At 49.7% G+C, this 22,285-nt stretch carries 24 protein-coding genes; 16 read left to right on the top strand and 8 right to left on the bottom strand.

The features are described 5' to 3' along the window. Window positions 1–104 precede the first annotated feature (104 nt). Complete coding sequence (locus HMPREF2675_RS08420) at window positions 105–1,424, bottom strand: MFS transporter (RefSeq protein ID WP_070814709.1); 1,320 nt, start codon at window positions 1,422–1,424, stop codon at window positions 105–107. A gap of 349 nt (window positions 1,425–1,773) precedes the next feature. Here HMPREF2675_RS08420 and HMPREF2675_RS08415 point away from each other — a divergent pair, with 349 nt between their 5' ends. Together HMPREF2675_RS08415 and HMPREF2675_RS08410 are read left to right on the top strand one after the other, a co-directional pair. Continuing rightward, on the top strand, window positions 1,774–3,147 hold the full coding sequence (locus HMPREF2675_RS08415) for a Na+/H+ antiporter family protein (protein ID WP_070814708.1): 1,374 nt from the start codon (window positions 1,774–1,776) through the stop codon (window positions 3,145–3,147). Window position 3,148: 1 nt separating this feature from the next. Continuing rightward, the gene (locus HMPREF2675_RS08410) at window positions 3,149–3,376 is read left to right on the top strand and encodes a SlyX family protein (RefSeq protein WP_070814707.1); all 228 of its coding nucleotides are present in this window, start codon (window positions 3,149–3,151) and stop codon (window positions 3,374–3,376) included. Between the two features lie 102 nt (window positions 3,377–3,478). Here the strand turns inward: HMPREF2675_RS08410 and lysA are convergent, their stop codons facing one another. After that, on the bottom strand, window positions 3,479–4,699 hold the full coding sequence (gene lysA, locus HMPREF2675_RS08405; RefSeq protein ID WP_070814706.1) for a diaminopimelate decarboxylase: 1,221 nt from the start codon (window positions 4,697–4,699) through the stop codon (window positions 3,479–3,481). A 16-nt stretch (window positions 4,700–4,715) separates the two neighbouring features. Next, window positions 4,716–4,886, bottom strand: coding sequence for an LPS translocon maturation chaperone LptM (locus tag HMPREF2675_RS08400; RefSeq protein ID WP_070814705.1), 171 nt, complete (start codon window positions 4,884–4,886; stop codon window positions 4,716–4,718). A 71-nt stretch (window positions 4,887–4,957) separates the two neighbouring features. Here HMPREF2675_RS08400 and cyaY point away from each other — a divergent pair, with 71 nt between their 5' ends. From cyaY to HMPREF2675_RS08385, 3 genes are all read left to right on the top strand, one after another. Further along, window positions 4,958–5,281, top strand: a complete 324-nt coding sequence (gene cyaY / locus HMPREF2675_RS08395; RefSeq protein ID WP_070814704.1) for an iron donor protein CyaY — start codon at window positions 4,958–4,960, stop codon at window positions 5,279–5,281. A 54-nt stretch (window positions 5,282–5,335) separates the two neighbouring features. Continuing rightward, window positions 5,336–5,842: an S-ribosylhomocysteine lyase gene (gene luxS, locus HMPREF2675_RS08390; protein WP_004518928.1), complete on the top strand. Its 507-nt coding sequence runs from the start codon at window positions 5,336–5,338 to the stop codon at window positions 5,840–5,842. A 156-nt stretch (window positions 5,843–5,998) separates the two neighbouring features. Further along, window positions 5,999–7,345 carry a hypothetical protein gene (locus HMPREF2675_RS08385; RefSeq protein ID WP_283127817.1) on the top strand — a complete coding sequence of 449 codons (1,347 nt, stop codon included), beginning with the start codon at window positions 5,999–6,001 and terminating at the stop codon, window positions 7,343–7,345. Window positions 7,346–7,454: 109 nt separating this feature from the next. Here HMPREF2675_RS08385 and HMPREF2675_RS08380 read toward each other — a convergent pair whose 3' ends face one another. The 4 genes from HMPREF2675_RS08380 to HMPREF2675_RS08365 form a co-directional block, all read right to left on the bottom strand. Beyond that, window positions 7,455–8,144, bottom strand: a complete 690-nt coding sequence (locus tag HMPREF2675_RS08380) for a hypothetical protein (protein ID WP_070814702.1) — start codon at window positions 8,142–8,144, stop codon at window positions 7,455–7,457. Beyond that, entirely contained in the window at window positions 8,126–9,181 is a 1,056-nt protein-coding gene (locus HMPREF2675_RS08375) for a beta-ketoacyl synthase N-terminal-like domain-containing protein (RefSeq protein WP_070814701.1), read from the bottom strand. The genes HMPREF2675_RS08380 and HMPREF2675_RS08375 overlap by 19 nt, the downstream gene beginning before the upstream one ends. Next, a complete protein-coding gene (locus HMPREF2675_RS08370; protein ID WP_070585227.1) occupies window positions 9,178–9,468 on the bottom strand; it encodes a phosphopantetheine-binding protein in 291 nt (96 codons plus the stop codon). The genes HMPREF2675_RS08375 and HMPREF2675_RS08370 overlap by 4 nt, the downstream gene beginning before the upstream one ends. 83 nt (window positions 9,469–9,551) lie before the next feature. Further along, on the bottom strand, window positions 9,552–10,277 hold the full coding sequence (locus HMPREF2675_RS08365; RefSeq protein WP_070814700.1) for a 16S rRNA (uracil(1498)-N(3))-methyltransferase: 726 nt from the start codon (window positions 10,275–10,277) through the stop codon (window positions 9,552–9,554). Between the two features lie 165 nt (window positions 10,278–10,442). On the opposite strand from HMPREF2675_RS08365, the gene HMPREF2675_RS08360 reads away from it, so the two are divergent. Further along, the gene (locus HMPREF2675_RS08360) at window positions 10,443–11,231 is read left to right on the top strand and encodes an inositol monophosphatase family protein (protein WP_003684681.1); all 789 of its coding nucleotides are present in this window, start codon (window positions 10,443–10,445) and stop codon (window positions 11,229–11,231) included. Between the two features lie 264 nt (window positions 11,232–11,495). Here the strand turns inward: HMPREF2675_RS08360 and HMPREF2675_RS08355 are convergent, their stop codons facing one another. Continuing rightward, complete coding sequence (locus HMPREF2675_RS08355) at window positions 11,496–11,963, bottom strand: YchJ family protein (RefSeq protein WP_070814699.1); 468 nt, start codon at window positions 11,961–11,963, stop codon at window positions 11,496–11,498. Window positions 11,964–12,126: 163 nt separating this feature from the next. On the opposite strand from HMPREF2675_RS08355, the gene HMPREF2675_RS08345 reads away from it, so the two are divergent. The 10 genes from HMPREF2675_RS08345 (at window position 12,127) to HMPREF2675_RS08300 (ending at window position 22,272) form a co-directional block, all read left to right on the top strand. Then, window positions 12,127–12,975, top strand: a complete 849-nt coding sequence (locus HMPREF2675_RS08345) for an RnfABCDGE type electron transport complex subunit B (RefSeq protein WP_070814697.1) — start codon at window positions 12,127–12,129, stop codon at window positions 12,973–12,975. A gap of 71 nt (window positions 12,976–13,046) precedes the next feature. Continuing rightward, complete coding sequence (locus HMPREF2675_RS08340; protein WP_070814696.1) at window positions 13,047–14,045, top strand: BtrH-related acyltransferase DarH; 999 nt, start codon at window positions 13,047–13,049, stop codon at window positions 14,043–14,045. Window positions 14,046–14,158: 113 nt separating this feature from the next. Then, window positions 14,159–15,073: an ABC transporter ATP-binding protein gene (locus tag HMPREF2675_RS08335; RefSeq protein ID WP_009174199.1), complete on the top strand. Its 915-nt coding sequence runs from the start codon at window positions 14,159–14,161 to the stop codon at window positions 15,071–15,073. Further along, the gene (locus HMPREF2675_RS08330; protein WP_070814695.1) at window positions 15,070–16,323 is read left to right on the top strand and encodes an ABC transporter permease; all 1,254 of its coding nucleotides are present in this window, start codon (window positions 15,070–15,072) and stop codon (window positions 16,321–16,323) included. The genes HMPREF2675_RS08335 and HMPREF2675_RS08330 overlap by 4 nt, the downstream gene beginning before the upstream one ends. Before the next feature lie 438 nt (window positions 16,324–16,761). Next, window positions 16,762–17,403 (top strand): lytic transglycosylase domain-containing protein, encoded by a 642-nt coding sequence (locus HMPREF2675_RS08325; protein WP_070814694.1) that lies wholly within the window; start codon window positions 16,762–16,764, stop codon window positions 17,401–17,403. A gap of 67 nt (window positions 17,404–17,470) precedes the next feature. Continuing rightward, on the top strand, window positions 17,471–17,782 hold the full coding sequence (locus HMPREF2675_RS08320) for a hypothetical protein (RefSeq protein ID WP_083323907.1): 312 nt from the start codon (window positions 17,471–17,473) through the stop codon (window positions 17,780–17,782). Between the two features lie 9 nt (window positions 17,783–17,791). Further along, window positions 17,792–18,226: a VirB3 family type IV secretion system protein gene (locus tag HMPREF2675_RS08315; RefSeq protein WP_070814692.1), complete on the top strand. Its 435-nt coding sequence runs from the start codon at window positions 17,792–17,794 to the stop codon at window positions 18,224–18,226. Continuing rightward, window positions 18,126–20,540, top strand: coding sequence for a VirB4 family type IV secretion/conjugal transfer ATPase (locus HMPREF2675_RS08310; RefSeq protein WP_070814691.1), 2,415 nt, complete (start codon window positions 18,126–18,128; stop codon window positions 20,538–20,540). Before HMPREF2675_RS08315 ends, HMPREF2675_RS08310 begins: the two co-directional genes overlap by 101 nt. Before the next feature lie 86 nt (window positions 20,541–20,626). After that, entirely contained in the window at window positions 20,627–21,295 is a 669-nt protein-coding gene (locus tag HMPREF2675_RS08305) for a TrbJ/VirB5 family protein (RefSeq protein ID WP_065425729.1), read from the top strand. Window positions 21,296–21,357: 62 nt separating this feature from the next. Continuing rightward, window positions 21,358–22,272, top strand: a complete 915-nt coding sequence (locus HMPREF2675_RS08300) for a TrbL/VirB6 family protein (protein WP_049323728.1) — start codon at window positions 21,358–21,360, stop codon at window positions 22,270–22,272. The last annotated feature ends 13 nt before the right edge of the window (window positions 22,273–22,285 follow it).

The following is a 22,285-nucleotide window of genomic DNA, read 5'->3' as shown; positions in this document are numbered from 1 at the left end:
GATAATTAAGATAAAAACAGAAAATCGATGTATTAAAATTACAAACTCAAATAAACAAAGGCCGTCTGAAAATCTTTTTCAGACGGCCTTTTCATGTCTATCTTTTATTGGCTGATGTCTTCCAGCGTACGGCCTTTGGTTTCTTCACCCAATACCAAGATTACCGCCACAATCAGCAGCATAACCAGCGCAAACATCATAAAGATATTGCCGAAGCCGCCGCTGTTGCCAACCATCGCCGCCACCACCATGGGCGCGAGTATGCCGCCGACGCGGCCGATGGCGCCTGCCCAGCCGGATGCGAAGGCACGGAAGCGCAAAGGGTAGAGTTCGGGGGTGTAGGTGTACAAAACGCCCCATGCGCCCAAGTTGAAGAAGGACATCAGGCTGCCCCAAATCATGACTTCGGCCGCAGTTGTGCTTTGCCCGAAAAACCATGCGCACACGGCACACGCGGCCAGAAAGCCTGCCAGCGTTACTTTGCGGCCGATTCTTTCCACCAAAGCCGCGGCGGCAATATAGCCAGGCAGTTGCGCAACAATCATCACCAGCACATATTCAAAGGTTTTAACCACAGTATTGCCCTGTTCGACCAGCAGTTTGGGCAACCAAGTGAAAATGCCGTAATACGAAAACACGATGCCGAACCAAACCAGCCACAGCATCAGCGTGCGCCGTGCAAACGGATGTTGCCAAAGTTGGAAGAAGCGGATGCGTTCGCGCGGGGCGGCCGGTGCGGCAACGGCTTCTGTCGGCGGCGTTATGCCCGATTGAATTTCCAACGCGGATACCAAACGGTGCGCTTCGTTGGTTTTGCCGCGGGAAAGCAGGTAAGGCACGGATTCAGGAACGAATTTCAACACCAACGGTACATAAAACAAGGGCAAGGCGCCGAATAAAAACGCGCTGTGCCAGCCGGTTTGCGGAATAAAGAAATAAGACACCAGCGCGGCCGAGAGCCAGCCCAAGCCCCAAAAGCTTTCCAGCAACACAATAAAACGGCCGCGTACTTTCGGCGGTGCATATTCGCTGACCAACGACACGGCGACGGGCAGCTGGCCGCCCAAACCGACACCGACAAAAAAGCGGCACACCAGCAAAACCGTCAAATCAGGCGCAAGCGCGCATAAACCTGTGGCAATGCTGTACACCACCATCGTGCCGGCAAAAACGGTTTTCCGTCCGAACCTGTCCGCCAGCCAGCCGCTGAATACCGCGCCCAAAGCCATGCCGACAAAGGCAATGCTGACAATCCAACCCAACTGCGCCGGAGCCAACGCCCAATCTTTGCCCAAAGCCGGCAATACAAACGACACCAAGCCTGTATCCATGGCATCAAACAGCCAACCTATGCCGACCAAAACCAGAAGTTTGTAATGAAAGCGGGAGGGCGGCAGATTGTGCAGCCGCGTCAGAATATCCATCACTTCTTTCCTTTGTTTGTGTATGATTGAATTGGGTTTTAGAAATAAATGCTTTAATTTCAGTGACAAACCCGAAACCGAGACATTGTGTCGATTTTAACATTGGTACCCTATGCAAAGAATAGGAAGCGCGTGTTTTTTGGCTATTTTTATCGCCAGAACCGCACGCCATATTAAAACGCTGAATAAGGGTTCACGGCAGGCCGTCTGAAACCGATGCTCCGTTTTTCAGACGGCCTGCCGTTTTTTGCAAAGGCTTCATGCTTGGGTTATGATGTTTATTTGTAATATGTAAACAGACGATTGCCTGTTTTTACATAACAGGCCGTCTGAAACAACGGAGAACGATATGAATGCGGTTGTAATTGCGGTCATCATCATGCTTGTGCTGTCTTTATCGCGCGTGCATGTGGTGCTCAGCTTGGCTGTCGGCGCGTTTATCGGCGGCTTGGTGGCCGGTATGCCTTTGGAGAATGTAACCAACGCGGCCGGAGATGTGGTGCAGCAAGGGATTATTCCTGTTTTTAACGAAGGCCTGAAAGGCGGGGCGCAAATCGCGCTGTCTTATGCCATGCTCGGCGCGTTTGCCATGGCCATCACGCATTCCGGCCTGCCGCAACAGCTCGCCGGCGTGATTATCCGCAAACTCAACAGCGGCGAAGGCAATGCGAAAGGCGAAGGCGCGGTCAAATGGCTGCTGCTGACGATTATTTTGTGCATGGGCGTGATGAGCCAAAACGTTGTGCCGATTCATATTGCGTTTATCCCGATGATTATTCCGCCGCTGCTGTTGGTGTTTAACCGTTTGAAACTCGACCGCCGCTTGGTGGCCTGCGTGATTACGTTTGGCTTGGTAACGACTTATATGTTCCTGCCTTACGGTTTCGGTGCCATCTTCTTGAAGGACATCATGTTGGGCAATATCCGCTCGGCAGGCATGGACACCAGCGGCATCAATGTGATGCATGCAATGGCGATTCCGGCTTTGGGCATGGTGTCCGGCTTGCTGCTGGCCTTTTGGCACTACCGCAAACCGCGTATTTATCAAAACAATACTACTGACACGGAAGACAACCGTGCAGCAGTGCAACAACAAGAGCCGTCAACCTATCGCAGCTTGGTGGCGGCCGTGGCGATTGCCGTGTGTTTTGCCATTCAGCTTTTGTACGATGGTTCGCTGGTATTGGGCGCTATGTTGGGCTTTGCCGTGTTTATGATGTTGGGCGTGATGAACCGCTCCGCCGCCAGCGATGTGTTCGGCGAAGGCATCAAAATGATGGCGATGGTCGGCTTTATTATGATTGCGGCGCAAGGTTTCGCCGCTGTAATGAACGCGACCGGCGACATTCAGCCTTTGGTCGAGCGCAGCATGGCTTTGTTCGGCGGCAATAAAGGCATGGCCGCATTGACCATGTTGTGCGTCGGCTTGCTGGTGACCATGGGCATCGGCTCGTCTTTCTCGACTTTGCCGATTATTTCCGCGATTTATGTGCCTTTATGCATTAGCTTGGGCTTCTCGCCTATGGCGACCGTCGCCATCGTCGGCACCGCCGGTGCGCTGGGCGATGCAGGCTCCCCTGCTTCCGACTCGACGCTCGGCCCGACCATGGGTCTGAACGCCGACGGTCAGCACGACCACATCCGCGATTCGGTTATCCCAACCTTTATCCACTACAATATCCCGCTGATGGTTGCAGGCTGGATTGCCGCGATGGTGCTGTAATATGAGCAATATTCAGGAATTGGAACACCGCGTCACCGAGCTGGAAATTCAGACGGCCTTGCAGGAAGATTTAATCGGCAGCCTGAACGACACCATCGCCAAGATGCAGCAGGCTTTGGATTTGCAACAAGGCCAGTTGCGGCTGCTGTATCAACGGATGCAGGACAAAGGCGCAAACGGCGAACGCGAACCGTACAGCCTGCGCGATGAGATTCCGCCGCATTATTGATAACCTAAAAAAGGGTATGTTTGATACATGCCCTTTTCTTTCATAACAAAGGCCGTCTGAAAGTCAATCAAGCTTTCAGACGGCCTTTTAAACAATCAAATCTTACAAACAAGCCAATTCGTTGGCCATTTGCTGCTCAACGGTTTCACGTTGGCGGATAAGTTTGTATCCGCTGCCGTCAACCAATACTTCCGCCGCACGATTGCGCGTGTTGTAGTTGCTCGCCATGCTTGAACCATACGCACCGGCGCTGCGGATAAGCAGCAAATCCCCTTCTTCGCAGGCGATGGTGCGGTCTTTGCCGAGGAAGTCGCCGGTTTCGCAAATCGGGCCGACGATATTGGCTGTCAGAGGCTTAATGTCTTTGGTTTCGACCGCTTCGATGTGATGATAGGCATCATAAAGCGCCGGACGCATCAAATCGTTCATTGCCGCATCGACCATCACAAAGTTTTTCTCTTCGCCATGTTTGACAAACTCGACGCGCGTCAACAACGCACCTGCATTGCCAACCAAACTGCGGCCTGGCTCGAGAACCAGTTTCAGACGGCGTGTACCGATCAGTTTTTGAACGGCTTGGGCATACGCGCCCAAATCAGGCACATTTTCATCTTGGTAAACAATGCCAACACCGCCGCCCAAGTCCAAGTGTTCCAACACAATGCCTTCGTCTGCCAGTTGGTCGACCAAGGCCAAGATACGTTCGCAGGCTTCGACAAGCGGGCTGAGATCGGTCAGTTGGGAGCCGATATGGCAGTCGATGCCGACAATTTTCAAATGGCTTTGTCGGGAAGCATGACGATAGGCCTCAAGCGCATCGACATAGGCAATACCGAATTTATTGGCTTTCAGGCCGGTGGAGATATAAGGGTGGGTTTTAGCATCGACGTCAGGGTTGACGCGCAGGGAAACCGGAGCGACTTTACCCAAACGCGCGGCAATTTTCTGAATGCGGTCGATTTCGGGAATGCTCTCCATATTGAAGCATTTCACGCCTGCATTCAGCGCAAACTCAATTTCTGCTTCACTCTTACCCACACCGGAAAAAATCGTTTTCGCCGCATCGCCGCCTGCCGCCAAAACACGCGCCAACTCGCCGCCGGACACAATGTCAAAACCGCTCCCCAAAGAAGCAAAGTGCTTGATGATGCTCAGATTGCCATTCGCTTTCACTGCGTAGCAGACAAGCGGATTTAAAGCGGCAAACGCAGTTTGGTAGTTTTCAAATGCCTCGGTCAGCGCAGATTTGCTGTACACATAAAGCGGCGTACCAAACTCTTCGGCAAGGTGTGTATAAGGGAGTTGTTCGCAGAATAAGGTCATGTTTCTGAAGTCTTTTTTAATCGTTGATTTGAGTGGTTGGTTCTTTGGCCGTATCGAATTTCAAGCCGGTTTGAATCACGCCGAAGCGCGCCTTGTCGCCTTCTTTGGGCAGGTAGAGGTCGCCTTTGTAGCCGCAGGCAGAAAGCAGCAGAGCCGTTGCCGCTGCAAAAAATACGCCGTATTTCATCAGTAAAACTTTCTTCATCATTACGAATGTGGCAAGATTCGGTATCTTAAACAAAAACCACACAAAAAGCCATGATGACCGAAAGCGAATTCATCCGCATGAGCGAAGAATTGTTCGAACACATCGAAGACCAAATCGACGAAAACGGCTGGGATTTCGACTGCCAGTTTACCGGAAACGTGCTGACGATCGAAGCCGAAGACGGCACGCAAATCATCGTCAACCGCCACACGCCCAACCAAGAATTGTGGATTGCCGCCAAAAGCGGCGGCTACCATTTCGCCGAGCAAAACGGCAAATGGCTGGCAACACGCGACGGACGGGATTTCTACGATGTTTTGAACGAAGCACTGAGTGCGGCTTCGGGCGAAGCAGTCAATATTGCCAAATTGTGATTGAATCTTTAAATCCGACCCGCTAAAAATCTATTTACCCCAAAGGATACCCAAATGCCCCTACTAGACAGTTTCAAAGTCGACCACACCCGTATGCACGCCCCTGCCGTACGCGTGGCCAAAACCATGACCACACCCAAAGGCGACACCATTACCGTATTTGACCTGCGTTTCTGCATTCCCAACAAAGAAATCCTGCCCGAAAAAGGCATTCACACGCTGGAGCATTTGTTCGCCGGCTTTATGCGCGACCACTTAAACGGCAACGGCGTCGAAATTATCGACATTTCCCCGATGGGCTGCCGTACCGGTTTCTACATGAGCCTCATCGGTACTCCCGATGAGCAAAAAGTGGCCGACGCATGGCTCGCTTCAATGCAGGATGTTTTGACCGTTCAAGACCAAAGCAAAATCCCCGAGTTGAACGAATACCAATGCGGTACTTATCTGATGCACTCGCTTGCCGAAGCGCACGAAATCGCGCAAAACGTTTTGGCACGCAAAGTAGCCGTCAATAAAAACGAAGAGCTGACATTGGACGAAAGCCTGTTGAACGCTTAATACGCGATGACAACAAAGGCCGCCTGAAACTTTAGAGAAAGAAAATTTCAGACGGCCTAAGACCTTTTATTTCGATTTTCAACCTTTCAGCCGCAGTTTTACACCGCCTAAAAATAAGTTGGCGGTTGCTGACAATGTACATAGTATAATTGCACTTTGAAAAAACAACCTGATTCTATTGCCTTTATGAAACCGTTTTTCTGCAAAACCGCCATTGCCCTCAGCCTGACCCTCCCCGCCGCCGCCAACGCTGCCGAGTATGTCTGCAATGTTGAAGGCATCACTGTTTATACCTCACACCAGATCAACAATACCTGCCGCGTTACCGATTCGTACAGCCCAGTAGAAACAAATGTATTTCAAACAAACGCTGAGCAGCTAAATTTGAATTCGACTCTTACAGAACAACAAACAGATCCGAAATTGGTTGGAACACAGAACATTTTCGATAAAACAGGAGTAACAAACCAAAAAACTACTAGATCAACGGCTGATTACTATGTTCCTGTTATAGAAACACAAACGGCAATAGCTCCTGTTGAAACCAAGCAATATCCCGTTAATACTTTCGCCATATTCAATACCACACCTGTTGTTCAAGTATACCCCTCTGCACCTATCGCTCAGGCACAAACTACCCCTCAGGAAAGTCATAGATCGGATAGCTTTTTCTCTCCTCATACTGAGCAGACATCTACCCAAACTCTCGCCGCCCCGAACGTGCACACTGACCAAGCTACCACCACCCAATTCCTGAATCATTCTCTAGATTTGGAGCGATTGGACAATAAGACAGCAAAAAGTACAACAGCCGAAGAACCGGCCAAAACTGAAGTTACATACACAGAAAAAACTATTTCCAAAACATCGATAAACCGCAAAACCAATATTAAAAAAACAGTAACCAAACCACTTAACGCTGAAAACTCTTCTGCATCGTCCGACAAAACCAATATATTAACAGGATCTACAACCGAGATTTTCGCACTGACAGACTCGGTCAAGCCGACCGAACCCATACCAGCGGCAGCAGCAATTCCAACGAAGCCTACCAAGACCCCATTGCCCAAAGCATATGGACCATCCACTGATGCACTCTTCAGCGATAAAGATGTCGATAACGACATCAAAATTCTGCTAAATGGTCCGATCGGTGGCGTTACCAATACTGCCGAAGCTGCTAATCCACGTCTGAATATCCTCCTACGCAACAGCATACAGAAACGCCAGGCCAAGCAAAATAGCCAGCAAGACATCCGCCGCAAAGCACCGATTCGTACCATTCCTGCAACCATTGCTGTACCACAACCTAAACCTAAAGAAACACGTAAACAGGTATTACAAGGGGAAATTCGCAACGAACAGACCGCTATTATCCGCCTTCAAACACAGCTGAATGCGGCCAAACAAAAAGGCGATCAGATTAGAATCCAACAGCTGACCCGTACCATCAACGACCGCAAAGCAAATATCCGTGCTATTCAAGGCGAGATGTCTCGTTGATTGGTTTTTGATACAAAAAGGCCGTCTGAAAATATTTCAGACGGCCTTTTTAATGGTGCAAACCTTATTTATCCAAAAGACAAATACTTTCTCTAAAACCATTTGTCGATCACGCCAAAGTACATTTCTTCACATCCCTACCCTCGTGCTCCATTACTGCTTCTATCCAATCGGCGACACCTTGCCAATAATATCGCGGCTTTTCAGACGGCCTATCAGCCTGCATCACTTCATCATTCAACACGGCTGGAACGCCCTGCTCTTCACCGGCTTCAAGCAACATCCAAATACTGCCTTCATGGGTATCAGCACGAGCTGCTTGATGCTCATATGTCCAACCAACCGCAGCTTGACCGCCATTTTGCACAGATTGCATCGCCAGCAACAATGGATGAAAGCAAGTATCTACATTGTTGTCGACAGCCACAACCAAAGTTGCACCATGCGTGCCTAACGCTTGCGCGGCATGAAAAACAGGGGAGTTGTGCAGGTTGGCAATAAAGTCAAACGGCATCGCGGCGTGATGGTTCAGCACATTGTCTGCCATTTTTTCAAACACGGATGGCGAAGAAAACGGCGTACCGAGAAAAACGGCGCAATCAGGGCGGATTTCGCTTTGTTCCTTCAGTTGCCCTGCACCAAGCGCTGCAATCAAACTTAAGCGGCTGAGGCGGCGGGTATCTATACCGCTTTGTTGCTTTAAGGTTTGTTTGAGGATTTTACCGCCGGTGCCGGCGTCAGTATCAAAACGCACGGCGGCAGTAATACGGATATTAGGATTTACGGTTGCCATTGCCATACCAAAGATGTGTTGCTGCCGCCAAAACCAAATTGATTGGCCAAACAGAAAAAACCGCCTTTTTGTGAAGCCGCACACTCAGAAAAACGAATTTCCCGCCCCTGATAATCGCTGCTTCCGCCTTGTTTTAAAGCGGATAAAAGCAGGGCTGTTTCAAGGGCTGCCGTTGCGCCAAGCGTGTGTCCGATCTGCGGCTTGAACGCCATCAAAGGCGGCAGTATACCGAATATATTTTCCAGTGCGGCCAATTCGGCGGCATCGCTGTCAGACGTGCCGATGCCGTGTGTTTTAACGGCCGTAATGTTTTCAGGAGCAATGCCTGCAACACCCAAAGCACGGCGCATCACCTGTTCTTGCGCTTGGCCATCGCTTTGAATCAGGTCATTACCCGTATTGGCGGCGTGTCCGATAAGTTTCAGACGGCCTGAAGATTCAGGAGCAGCGGAAGATAAGGCAAGCGCGGCAATACCTTCGCCTAAAATCAAACCGTTTCCGCCAAAAGGCTGATACTGTTCGGCCAGCAAACCCAAGCTGTGAAAATGCAGCAAAGTCAGCCGGTTGAGGTTTTCAATACCAAGCACAAAGGCGCGCTCCGCCCCTCCGCGCACACAATTATCCGCCTGAATCAGCGCATGGGCGGATGAAGTGCAGGCAGTAGCGAAACTGAAAATCTGCCGATTGCCGCTGCGCCGGCGCAAATCTTCGGCAAGATAAAGCAGATTGTGTTCTTCTGCCGCCCTATTGCCTGAAAGATGGCGGTTTTCATATTCGGAGATGGCATAGGAGCTGGAACCGATAAACACCGGCGCATCGTGCCAACTTTCAGACGGCCAGCCTGCATTTTCGGCGGCTCGGCGCAAATGTTGTTCGGCAATATCCGCAAATTCCTTCCGCCCTAAACTGTCGTCGGCGAATGCACGAAAATAAGCAGCCTGCTGCGGTTGGTTTAAAAACGTATAAGACACCGCATCAGGCCGTCTGAAATCCGCTTGCGGATTTAAGGCAGAAGTGGCCGCCGTACCGCAAACCCAACTCACGCGCCATGCTCCGTACGGATAAACGCCGCCAAATCGCGTACGCACATCATATGTTTGCGCACCATACGGTCGCCCTGCAGGCGCACTTGGAAATACTGTTGCAAGGCAACGCTGATCTGCAGCGCATCAAGCGAATCCAAACCAACCGGACTGTCATCACCAAACAAAAGTGCATCGTCGGTGAAATCATCCATATCCACATCGTCGGCCTTATCGGCCTCTTGCACGATTAACTTTTTCAATTCCGCTTCCAGCTCGTGCTCGGCCAGTGTAAAGGTGTAAGACATTTTTTAAACTCCCATTTTTATCTCATGAAGCAACAGCTTGTTTTAACAAAACTCGCTACGCTCGTTTTCAGACGGCCTGAACTTTATGCAAAATCGCCCCAAAGCGTCTGCATGGCGGCGATGGCCGCAAGTGAGGCGGTTTCGGTACGCAACACCCGTTTGCCGAGCGTAACGGATTGAAAACCGGCATCAAATGCCTGCTGCTCTTCCTTCTCCGTCCAGCCGCCTTCCGGGCCGACCATAAACACGACCTTACCGGATTGCGGCCGAACATCGCTCAGTTTTTGTGCGCGGTTCAAGCTCATTAACAGTTTGCTCGTTTCCTGAGGCAACTGCTGCAGAGCCTGTGCATAAGTCGTCAGCGGCAAAACCTTCGGCACAATATTGCGGCCGCTTTGTTCACACGCCGAAACGACGATTTCCTGCCAACGCGCCACCCGCTTTTCAGCGCGTTCGCCGCTCAAGCGGACGACACAGCGTTCGCTGATGACCGGACGAATTTCTGCCACGCCCAATTCCACGCTTTTCTGCAAAGTGAAATCCATGCGCTCGGCGGCGGATACCGCCTGTACCAACGTAATGTTCAGCGGCGATTCGTTGTCCGTTGCCTCTTCACGCAAAATCCGCACGCTGGCGCGGCGTTTTTCCAAAACTTCGGGCAAAGCCGGATATGCCTTGCCATTGCCGTTAAACAACACGATTTCTTCCGTGTTTTTCACGCGCAATACATTCAGATGGCGCACCACATTATCGGGCAATTCGACCACGCTGTCGGGGCTTAAGGCAAAATCAACATAAAATCGGGGCATGGTTTCCTGCTTTATTCATGTATATAATTTAAATTTAAAATTTCATGAATGAAGTTGAAACACGGCGACATACTCCTGCCTGCTTTCGCTTTCATCCACTATAATTTGAAACTTCCCGAATTTTAATCCACTGTCGCGCAAAACTGCAAAAAACAAGGATACGCCGTGCTATACCGTTTACAGAAAGTCGTCCGCCACATCGCCCAAACCGAAGTCATGCCGCGTTTTCTGAACACGCCGTCACGACGCAAGGAAGACGGCTCGGTTTTGAGTGAAGCAGATTTGGCCGCACAAACCGCTTTTGCCGCCGCCCTGCCCTTATTGGAGGATTGTCCGATGCTGGGCGAGGAGATGAGCGTTCAGGAGCAAACCCGTTTGTGGAACGAACATTCAGACGGCCTGTGGATTGTCGACCCCATCGACGGCACAAACAACTTCGTCAACGGTTTGCCGCATTTTGCCGTATCCGTCGCACTGGTTAAAAACGGCCACGCCGAATTGGGCGTGATTTATAATCCGGTCAGCGGCGAATGTTTCTATGCCGAACGCGGCAAAGGCGCATTTCTCAACGGCACGCCGCTGCCGCTGCGTTCCGAAAACAAAAAACTCAACGAATCCATTGCCGGCGTAGAAATCAAATACCTGCGTTCGGGCAAACTCGCCAGCCGCATGAATACCCTTGCCCCATTCGGCACAATCCGCAGCATGGGCAGCAGCACGCTCGATTGGTGCTACCTTGCCAGCGGCCGCTACGATATTTACATCCACGGTGGACAAAAGCTGTGGGACTACGCTGCCGGCGCATTGATTTTTGAAGAAGCCGGCGGCTGCCTGACCACTTTGGAAGGCGACGATTTTTGGAGCGGCGAACATGTATTCAAGCGTTCCGTCATCGCCGCATTGCAACCCGAGCTGTTTCAACAATGGGTGAAATGGATTCGAGAAAATCAGTAAAAATACCGTTTATCTTCAAAAAATCACGATTATCTTGCAACTTATTGAAATTATTTCACTTCTTAACAGCATTTAATACTAAAAACGGTAGAATATTAATCGCTGACACAACACCGCTCTTTCATCCCTTTTGGGCGGTGCAGCAAGTAAGACGTTTTCCCGCAATGTATTGGCCATTCATACTTCTCCCTTAGTATGAATGGTTTTTTTTATCTGAAAAAACAGCTCAGGCCGTCTGAACATTCAGACGGCCTGTTTACACTACTATTTGAAAAACTGTCCACAACACGCCTTAAACTTTTTGCCCGAATCGCACAAACAAGGCTGTTTCATCGTCGGCAAAGCAACGGTCGGATCAATAAAGTACCAACGCCCGTCTATTTTCACGAACGCCGACAATTCATGATGGCACTCGGTTTGCCCATTCTCTTCAAAATACGCCTCAAACTCGACCAAAGCATGCAGCTTACCAAACGGCACATGACGGATAACCTTCAATCCCGACCACTGCGTCTGCTTACTCCATGCCGCCAAATCCTGCTTGTCCAACAAATTCTGCTGCGCAGGGACAGTCGTATCCACGATATAGTCGATTTCCTGCAAAACATACGCGCTGTAACGCGAACGCATCAACTCTTCCGCCGTCGAGGCCGCCGCCTCACGCGCATGAAACGGTGCGCAACATTCCGTATAAACGCGCCCCGACTGACAGGGGCAAAGTGTAGCCGTCATTCCTAATTACCCGAATAAATCCATTTCAAAATTATAACGCAAACCCGACTTAGGCCGTCTGAAAACAAGCGTAGCGGGTTTCGCTAAAATAAGCAAAGCGGGCTTCGCCAAAATAAACGCAACAATCTGATATAATGCACCTTTTCGATTTTGACTATCCATGATGACCATTCCCATCCAAAGCATCAGCCGCCTGTTGCCGCAAACCCAATGTCGTGAGTGCGGCTATGAAGGCTGCTTACCCTATGCGCGCGCCCTGTCGGCAGGGGAAGCGCCGGTCAACCTGTGCGCGCCGGGTGGGGAAACCGTCATGAAAGACATTGCCGACCTGTTGGGCAAGCCATACCTCGCGCCTGCAAAAACACAAATCAAAGCCGTAGCCCTGATTGACGAAGCCGTCTGCATCGGCTGTACCGCCTGCATCCGCGCCTGCCCTGTCGATGCCATCATGGGCGCGTCCAAACTGATGCACACCGTCATCAGCGACGAATGCACCGGCTGCGGCTTGTGCGTTACCCCATGTCCCGTCGACTGCATCGACATGGTTCCCGTATCGCAGCCCTTCCTGCCGTCCGCACGCCGTTTCAGCATCTCTGCCGAACCGCGCTTTGCCGCCGCCGAACACGCACAAAGCCGTTTTGAACACCATACCGCGCGCAAACAGCGCGACGATGCCGAACGCAAAGCCTTGCTGGCGCAACGCGAAGCCGCCGTCAAAGCCAAACAGGCCGCACAGGCACAAACCCAAACAGCCGCACCAAGCGCCGCATTCAACCCCATGGATTTGATTGCCAAAGCCATGGCCAAAGCGCAATCGCAACAGGACAAACTCGTCTCCTCCGACAACCGCGAAGACTTCAAAGCGCGCCAAATCGAAGAAGCCAAAGAACGCGCCGAACTGCGCCGCGCCCAACGTGATGCCAAATACGGCAACGAAGCCGAAAAAGCCGCCGCCATCGAATTTCTGCGCCGCTACAAAGCCGAGCAGGAAGCGTCCAAAGAAGCGCGCTGATTTCCAAAACAACAAACCCATTCCGACCGCATCAGGCCGTCTGAAAACATTGCACGAAAACCAATAATTTTATGACCACACAAGAATTTCCACACCAGCATACCGCCCATTGCGAAAGCGGTGTGATGTCCACCCTGCTCAAATACCATGGCCACAATTTAGACGAAGCCATGATTTTCGGCATTGCCCACGCGCTGACGTTTGTCTGGATGCCGCTGATCAAATTAAACGGCATGCCGCTGGTTTCTTACCGTACCGCTCCGCGCAGCATCATCAAAAACACCTGCAAAGCATTGGGGCTGAAATTATCCGTGCGCAAATTTTCCGACGCACAAAGCGGACAAGCCGCATTGGATGCCGCGCTATCCTCAGGCAAACTGGCCGGTTTGCAAACCTCCGTCTTCTGGCTGCCCTACTTCCCGCCGCAAATGCGCTTCCATTTCAACGCACACAATCTTTTGGTGTACGGAAAAGACGGCAATGACTACCTCATCAGCGACCCCGTATTTGAAACCGTACAACGCTGCGCCGCCGAAGATTTGCAACGGGCGCGCTTTGCCAAAGGCGTATTGGCGGCAAAAGGCATGATGTACACCTTGGAAGACAACAGGCCGTCTGAAAAAATCATGGCAGACTTGCCCGCCATTATCCGCAAGGCCATACGCAAAAACGCCAAACATATGCTCGCGCCAGTCTTTTTCATCGGCGTAAAAGGCATCCGTACGCTGGCCAAAAAAATCGAATCCCTGCCTGCCAAACAAAACGACAAATACCAAAAACTGTTTCTCGGCCATTTGGTGCGGATGCAGGAAGAAATCGGTACCGGCGGCGCAGGTTTCCGCTATATCTACGCCTACTTCCTCGAACAAGCCGCCCATATCTGCAACGAACCTGCGTTTCAGACGGCCTCAGAACAAATGACCGCCATCGGCGACCAATGGCGTCAATTCGCAGCAATGTGCGTGAAGCAGTGCAAAAAGCCGTCTGAAAACGGCTGCCGTAACATCGCTGAATTTCTGCGCAAAATTGCGGATGATGAAGAAGCTTTGTGGCGCGGATTATTGAAATAATGGGGTTATGCGGTAGCAAGAAATTTTCTGTGAATGTTTGTACGCAGATGACCTGATGCCGCCTTTGTCAATGATTTCACTATGCTCCATCCATACTAAGGCCGTCTGAAACCATGATTCAAATCCAATCCCTCTCCCACCGTTATCCCAAAGCCGAAACTGCCGCGCTGGACAATGTGTCGTTCGACATTGCCGACGGCGAATGTTTGGGGCTGCTCGGTCACAACGGTGCGGGGAAAACGACGCTGATGTCGCTTTTGGCCGGCTTGCAGGAAGTGCGGCAGGGCGAAATTTTGTTTGACGGCAAACCTTTGCGCCTGCTGAGCCGCAGCGAGCGGCAGAAAATCGGTTTGGTGCCGCAGGATTTCGCGTTTTATCCGCAGCTTTCGGTGTGGGACAACCTGCTGTTTTTCGCCTCGCTTTACAAAGTGCGCGACAAAGGCCGTCTGAACGCGCTGTTGGAACAGACCGACCTGACCGCCCACAAAAACAAAGCAGCAAAGCATCTTTCGGGCGGGCTTAAACGTCGTCTGAATTTTGCCATCGGCCTGATTAACACGCCGCAATTGGTGTTTCTCGACGAAATCACAGTCGGCATCGACCCGCAGTCGCGCCGCTTTATCCTCGACAGCGTGGCGGATTTGACACGGCAGGGGGTAACGGTGGTTTACACCTCGCACTATCTGTCGGAAATCGAGCAGCTTTGCGGCAAAATCGCGCTGCTGCAACACGGCAAGCTGGTGTACCACGGCGGTTTGGACGAGCTTCTAAGCACGCAAACCGGTGTCGTGCGCTTTACCGTCGAACCGCCGCTGCCGCCTCAAACGCTAGCTGCTTTGGGTGCAAAGCAAGTGGACAGCCGCGGCATGATGGAAACGGCGCACGATGCCGCCGCCGTTTACGCCGCCCTGCAACAAAGCGGCGCGCAAATCCGCTACTTCCAGCAGGGACACGGTTCGCTGGAAACGTTTTACCTTGATTTCCTGCGCAAAGACGAGCCAGCAACAGATAAGCAAAATCCACAATGACGACTTCCTCCCTCCTCAAAGAACTCAAACTGCTCTGCCGCGACCTGCACGGTTTGGCCGTGTTGTTTGTGATGCCCATCGCCTTCATGCTGATTATGTCGTTGGCGCTGAGCCGTGACCAAGACCCGCACACCGACAGCCGCATTGCGTTGGTCGGCGCGACAGACGACAGCGTCAATACCGCGCTGGCCGCCGCGCTGGAAAAAGAGCAGATTCATGTTACGCTGATGCTGTCTGAAAAACTGACCGATGCGCAAAACGGCCTGCACGACAAGCGTTTCCAACTGGTACTGCACAACCCGAACCCCGCTTCCGGCAAAATCGCCGACAACAAAGCCCTGCAAATCTATGTACCGCCCGATACCGAGCCTTCATGGCTGGCGGCGGTTAAAGGCGTTTTGCAGCAGCACTACACCGAAAAGCGGCTGGACGCTTATTTCGACAACAACGACGGCATCAAAATCGACAATAAAAAACTGCCCCGTTCCATCCGCAAAGACATCCAGAAAAAAGTCGATGAAAAAAACGACAAACAATTCGCCGCCGTGCGCAGCTTTTTAGATAAAAAAATGCTGGAAGAACACTATCTGAGCGCAGGCAGCGGCACGGTGGAAAAACCCAACGCCGTACAGCACAGCGTACCCGCATGGCTGATTTTCGGTATGTTTTTCATCATGATACCGCTGTCGAACGTCATGGCGCTGGAACGCCAGACCAACACCATCACCCGCCTGCGCCTCGCCCGCGCCTCCGCGTCCGGCCTGATTGCCGCCAAACTTGTTCCCTACTTCCTGATTAACCAGCTTCAATTTGTCGGAATGCTGCTGCTCGGCCGCTACCTGCTGCCCGAAATCGGCGTGCCCGCCCTCATACTCAACGGCAGCCTTGTTCCCTACGCGCTGCTGTCCGCCGCCGTCAGCGCCGCCGCACTCGGCTACGCGCTTTTGGTCAGCGTCTGCGCCAAATCCACCGAACACGCCGTCGTCCTCGGCGGCGGCGGCATCATCCTGATGGCGGCAATCGGTGGCATTATGGTGCCTGCACACGTCATGCCAGAAACCATGCAGCAACTCACTTGGATTTCCCCGATGGCATGGGGCTTAAAGGCTTTTCAAGAACTGCTGCTCAACCGCAGCGGACTGGATGGAATCGGCCGCTACCTCATCCTGCTGTCAGCGTTCTCTTTTGCCACGCTGACTGCTGCCGTATTGGTTTATCGTAGGCAGTTGCAAACGCAGGTTAGGTTTTAAACGTTTGTCCGCCCTAATTAGACAAACTTATTTCTCAAAACCATTCCATAAAACTTCAGGCCGTCTGAAAATATCTTTCAGACGGCCTGATGCTTGATGTGCTATGGATTGTTTCAATAACAAAATATGCTCAACAAAATCCTAAAATCCAAACGCAAAAAAACCTGCTTTTTTCAAAGCAGGTTTTTTATATTTGGTGGGTCGTGAGCGATTCGAACGCTCGACCAACGGATTAAAAGTCCAAATAATAAAATATAACTAATTGTTTCTAAACAGAGTTGAAGCCAGCACCTTCAGTCTGATACAGTTTAATTTTGCCTTATCTCGGCACAAACCGGACACATACCACAGAACGAAAATCCAAGCATTTTTACTCAATTTGCTTTGATTTTCGTTTTTTCTTTTCAGAATAAATAAAGGAAGGGATGTGAAAAAAACATGAAGAGAATATTGATACTGACAACATCACTCTTTGCTTTTTACCAAACATCAGCGATTGCCGACGCTCCATACCCTCAATACGCTGCATTAGTTGAAAAGCATGCAGCATTACAGCGTTTGGACAAAAACATTGTATGGGCGGTTATGGGGCGTGAGAGCTCAGGAAACCGTTATGCTCTGTCCAATAAGAATGCACGGGGTTTGTTACAGGTCATACCTCCCACTGCTGCAAGAATGGGGGTGAATCCTAAAAACCTCTACAACCCGGAACAAAACATCATCGCAGGTACACGCTACCTGCGTTTTTTATGTAACCACTTTCCTGATAAATCCAGCCCACATGGTTGCAATATTGATTTGGTACTGGCTGGGTATAACGCCGGTGAGGGAGCTGTCAGGAAATATGGTGGCATTCCGCCTTATCGGGAAACGCAGCACTACGTCCGCAACGTGAAAGAACGTTACGCACGATTGAGCGGCAATCGTACAGTTTTGGCTTCACACCCTGTTCAGCCTTTTAAACCGAAGCCTATACCTGCTGTTGTCCGATCTGACAGCTCGTCTGAAAACATAGTAAAAGTAGCAGCCCAAACACCCGTCAAACGATACGCGGAATGGGATGTATTTAAAGAGTTTTAACTGCCTTCGGGCAATTCTTATCACCGCTAAATGCGGTTTTTTTTTGTCTTTTAAAAAGGAAATAATGATGAACAACATCAAAAAAATTGTAGCCAATCCCCAAACTATCGCTGCGGTTGCTTTATTGACAATTGCACAAATGACGTTGGCAGACGGGTTTAATGATGTCAATAATATTGCGGTGAAAGTCCGCCAAGGCATCTATGTTCTTGTCGGCACGATTTGCGGTATAACCATGCTTTGGTTTTTTCTACAAGCAAAAAGTGGTCGAAAAACATGGGGTGATTTTTTAGAACTCAGTTTGTATGTGGTTGGTGCAGGTGCATCTATTGCCTTTGCTACTTATCTGTTTACCAAAGGCGGTTCGGTTTCATTCTGAGGAACACAGATGGAAAAGGAAAATATCCACACCGAACAGCATACCTTTAACGGACTGAACCGTCGGGCAATGATGTTCGGCATTCCCCTTGAGGCTGTTGCCACCAGTATTTTTATTAGTATGGGGGTAACTTTGCCGATGATGTATTTCCTCGGCTGGCGGGCTTTATTGTTTTTACTCTTGCCCGTGCCGTTTTTGGCCTTTTTACGGACAATTTGTGCCAATGACGACCAAGCCTTAAACATCTACCGCTTGGAAACAAAATACTTCCTGCGCCGCCGTAATACCAGGCTGTTCAACGGCACGAACACCATTCTCGCCACTAAATTTGGGAGACAACAAAGTGATTATCAGCGATTTTTTGAGCAATGCTCTGAAAGCGCAACCGGCACAGTCGGATTTTCTACCGAAAATCTGCCAACACGTTACAAACAACATCGTTAATTACAAAACTGGACATCTCGCCTTCGTTATCCGCATGGAAGGCCTGCCGTTTGACGGTGTGGACGACAAGCACCTGTTCACGCAGTTTGTATCGTTACGCAACCTGCTCGCCGGTATGGGCAAAACCTTGGGCAACCGTTTGGCGGTGTGGGGAACGCTGCAACGCCAAAAGATTGTCTTTGACCGTGAGTACAAGTTTCAGACGGCTTTCTGTCAGCAGTTTGCTGACAAGTATCTGAAACGCTTTCAGGAAGCGGATTATTTTGAAAACGTATTCCATCTGACAGTTTTGATTAAGAACGACTATTTGGAAGCAGGTATTAAAGAAGCAGAGGAGCAAATTCAGATTCTGATGCGTTCACTCGAACCATACGATCCGTATCTTTTGACTGCCTATAAGAATGAAAACGGTGTTGCCTTCTCGGAGGTGTACTCGTTTTTTGGTAGCCTAATTAATGGAACACGGGAAGAGATTCCTTTGTCTTTCGTTGATGCTTATCAGACTATTCCAGGAGCTAATCTGCATTTTGGCTCGGATTTGTGCGAAATTCGTTCCCAAAACGGGACTCGTAAGTTTGCACAAATGTTCGATCTGAAAGACTTTGGGATTAGTAAACCTAAAATCTTGACATCAATCTTGCGCTTGCCTTGTGAGTTTACATTCACTCAAAGCCTTGTGTTCATCAATCCGTATGATATGCAGGGCGAAATTAAGAAACAGTTGAACAATCTGACATCGGTCAACGACAAGGCAACGGAGCAGCAGAAAGAGTTGGAACAAGGTCAGGGTTTACTCGTTTCGGGCGAATTGATGTTCGGCGACTATCATGCGGCGTTGGTCGTGTACGGTAAGACGGCGGAAGAGGCGGCGGCAAACGGTGCGCGTGCTTATTCCACATTCCTGAATGCGGGTGGCTACCGCTTTACCAAGGCTGGGCTGTCCGCTCCGGCGACGTTTTTCAGCCAAGTGCCGGGCAGCAAGGAAAAGCCCCGCTCTTACCCGAAAACGACAACAAACTTTGCGACAACCTTCGGCATACACAACTACTCGCACGGTAAAAAACAGGGTAATCCGATTGGCGATGGTTCGGCAATTATGCCGCTGCAAACCACGTCCAAAACGATTTACGACTTCAACTTCCATTTTTCAAATCTGAAGGAGGACAACCTTGGTGAGAAAATCGCCGGACACACACTGATGTTGGGTGCAACCGGTACGGGTAAAACCACTTTGCAAACATCTATGATGGCGTTCACAGAACGCTTCAACCCTTATATGTTCGTGATGGACTTAGACCGGGGCATGGAGATATTCATCCGTGCCATTGGCGGCTCGTATTTTGCGTTGGAAGCGGGGGTTTCGACCGGGTTAAACCCTTTTCAACTGCCCGATACGCCGGCAAACCGTGAATTCCTGTACAGCTTGGTTGGTATGTGCGGCGCAGACGAAAACGGCAAACTGACGGCTACGGAAGAAAAAGAGATTCAGGCCGCTGTCGATACGATGTTTAGCATGGATTACGAACACCGTCGTTTCAGCCATCTGTTACAAAGTATTCCTGTCGTTCCAGATCCCAACTCACTGCGTATGCGCCTGTCCAAATGGTGCGAAAGTGAAGGCGGACGGTTCGCATGGTGCTTGGACAACCCAACGAACCTGTTTGATGCCGAACAGTTCTTCCGTGTCGGCTTTGACCTTACCGATATTCTGAAGGACGACTATCCGCCGACCGCTCCGGTTTTAGCGTATATGTTCCACCTGAGAAATATCATGATGGACAAAGTTGCTAAAGAAGACGGCATTCTCGCTTCCATCATTGAAGAATTTTGGTATGCGGCACGTTTTGAGGCATTGCAGGACATCATGCTCAAAATTCTGAAAACCGACCGTAAACGCGGCGGCTGGTTGATTTTGGTGTCGCAATCACCGGAAGATGCGATTTCTTGTCCTATTTTCCCGGCGATTGTGCAACAAACGCCAACTAAAATCTTTCTGCCGAATCCTGATGCCGAATTTGAAAACAGCTATGAACGTTGTGGCCTGACGCTAAAAGAGTTTGAGGAACTTTCCAAACTCTCGCTGGAAAGTCGCACATTCTTGGTTAAGCAGTCGAAACAGTCGGCATTTGCCATGCTGGATTTGTACGGTTTTCATGATGAAATGCCTTTTCTGTCAGGTTCATCTGATAACGTTGAGTTGTTGCATCAAATTATGGAAGATGTTGGCAGTGAAAATCCGGATGTTTGGTATCGCCCATTTCTTGAAACCCTGCGAGAACGCCGTGCAGAGAAGAAAAATGCGCGAGCCGCATAATATTCTTTTAATTTAACGAAGGCTGTTTGAATTTCAAACGGCCTTTTTTTTTGCCGCTTGATGCGGCTTTCAACAAGGAACTTATGATGAAATTGAATCTGAAGAAATTATCCGCTATGGCTCTTCTTGTTACGAGTTTAGCAGCTATGCCTTTGGCAGTTACAGCTAGTGGTATTCCGGTAGTTGATGGTGCAGCAGCAGCTCAACGCGCCCAAAATTTCATTCAGCAGATGATGGAGATGGCTAAGCAACTCGCACAAATGAAACAGCAGTACGAACAACAGGTTAAACAGTTTAAAGCGATGACAGGTTCGCGCAATATGGGCAATCTTTTGAAGGATACGCTCAAAGACCAAATTCCGTCCGAGTGGAGCGAGATTTATAAAGGCGCAAAAAATATCGACTATAAGTCTGTAATTAATAGTAAGGCTTATAACCCTGAAACGGCGCAACGAATGGCTGTGCATAACATGAAGGAGATGGAAAAAGTCTTTAACTCGATGGAGACACAACTTAAATCTCTGTCGCGCTTGATGGACGAAGTCAACAATACACAAGACATCAAAGCCGCTACTGACCTGCAAAACCGTATTTCTGTGGAACAGGCAAAAATCGCCAACAATCAAACCAAGCTGGATATGCTCGATCGGTTGTATAAACGACAACAAGAAATCGAACAGCGCCAGTATGCTTCCCGTGAAGAATGTATGGCACGTCATATCCGTGATCGCAACTATGCGGTCTGCAATCAGTAGTAGCTTTATCGTGCTGCATTCGGGAGTAAGCGAATGCAGCACTAAAAAAAATAGGGCAAATTATGGAAACAACTTCTTATTTTTCCGAACTCGCCAACTTTCTACTAAACGGTATGGGAACTAATCTGTTCCAAAAATCAAACAACATGATCAGCGGTATTGCTCCGGTTTTTCAAATCGGCTTTGGGATTTATATCCTGTTGATCGCGTTTGACTATTACAAACGGGGGTTTGATGAAAATGTCGTGGATTTGGGTAAGCGCATGATCGGCTGGTTGCTGATTATCGCTTTTGCGTTCAATTCCAGTCAGTATCAGAAACTCGCCAATATCATGTGGATGTTGCCTGAAAATCTGAGTGGATTGTTGGGGACTTCAACCTATACTGCAAGCGCGTTGGATACCCAAAGCAACAATATCTTAAAGATGATGGAGAATATTTTTGCGTATGCCTCTTCTTTGGATATGCTACAAGTATCAGATAAGCTGATGCTTTATATTGGTGGTACGGTTGCTGTTATATTGGCTTATTTGTTCTTTCTCATTACATTTGCTTATTACCTAATTGCCAAACTATCATTGGCGATGGTAATCGTCATCGGACCTATGTTTATAGGTTCAATGTTGTTTCCTGCAACACGGCAGTGGGGCATGAATTGGATAGGACAAATCCTTAATTACTCAGTTACAGTAGTGTTTTACGTTATTCTAGGTGCATTGCAGAATGATTTTTTCAAGAACCAATTAGAAAGAGCAGTAGTTGGAGAGATCGGATCAGTTGCTCAGGTAGTCGGCTTGATTCCGCTCTTTTTCCTATCAACAACAATTTTTATTTTGGTTGCCTGGAGTATTCCTTCGATTTCTTCCGCTTTAACGGGTGGGGCATCTGTAAACGGTTTCAGTCGAACCGTTATGTCTGTGGCAAGATGGGCAAAAGGTGTGAAACTTCCCGGTGGCGGGAAAGTCAAACCGAAATAATCCAATTTTAGGA

The organism is Neisseria sp. HMSC061H08 (assembly GCF_001836795.1).
GTDB classification, from domain to species: Bacteria; Pseudomonadota; Gammaproteobacteria; order Burkholderiales; family Neisseriaceae; genus Neisseria; species Neisseria subflava_A.
The sequence above is the reverse complement of the archived record's forward strand: the minus strand, read 5'-3'. Positions and strand labels throughout refer to the sequence as shown.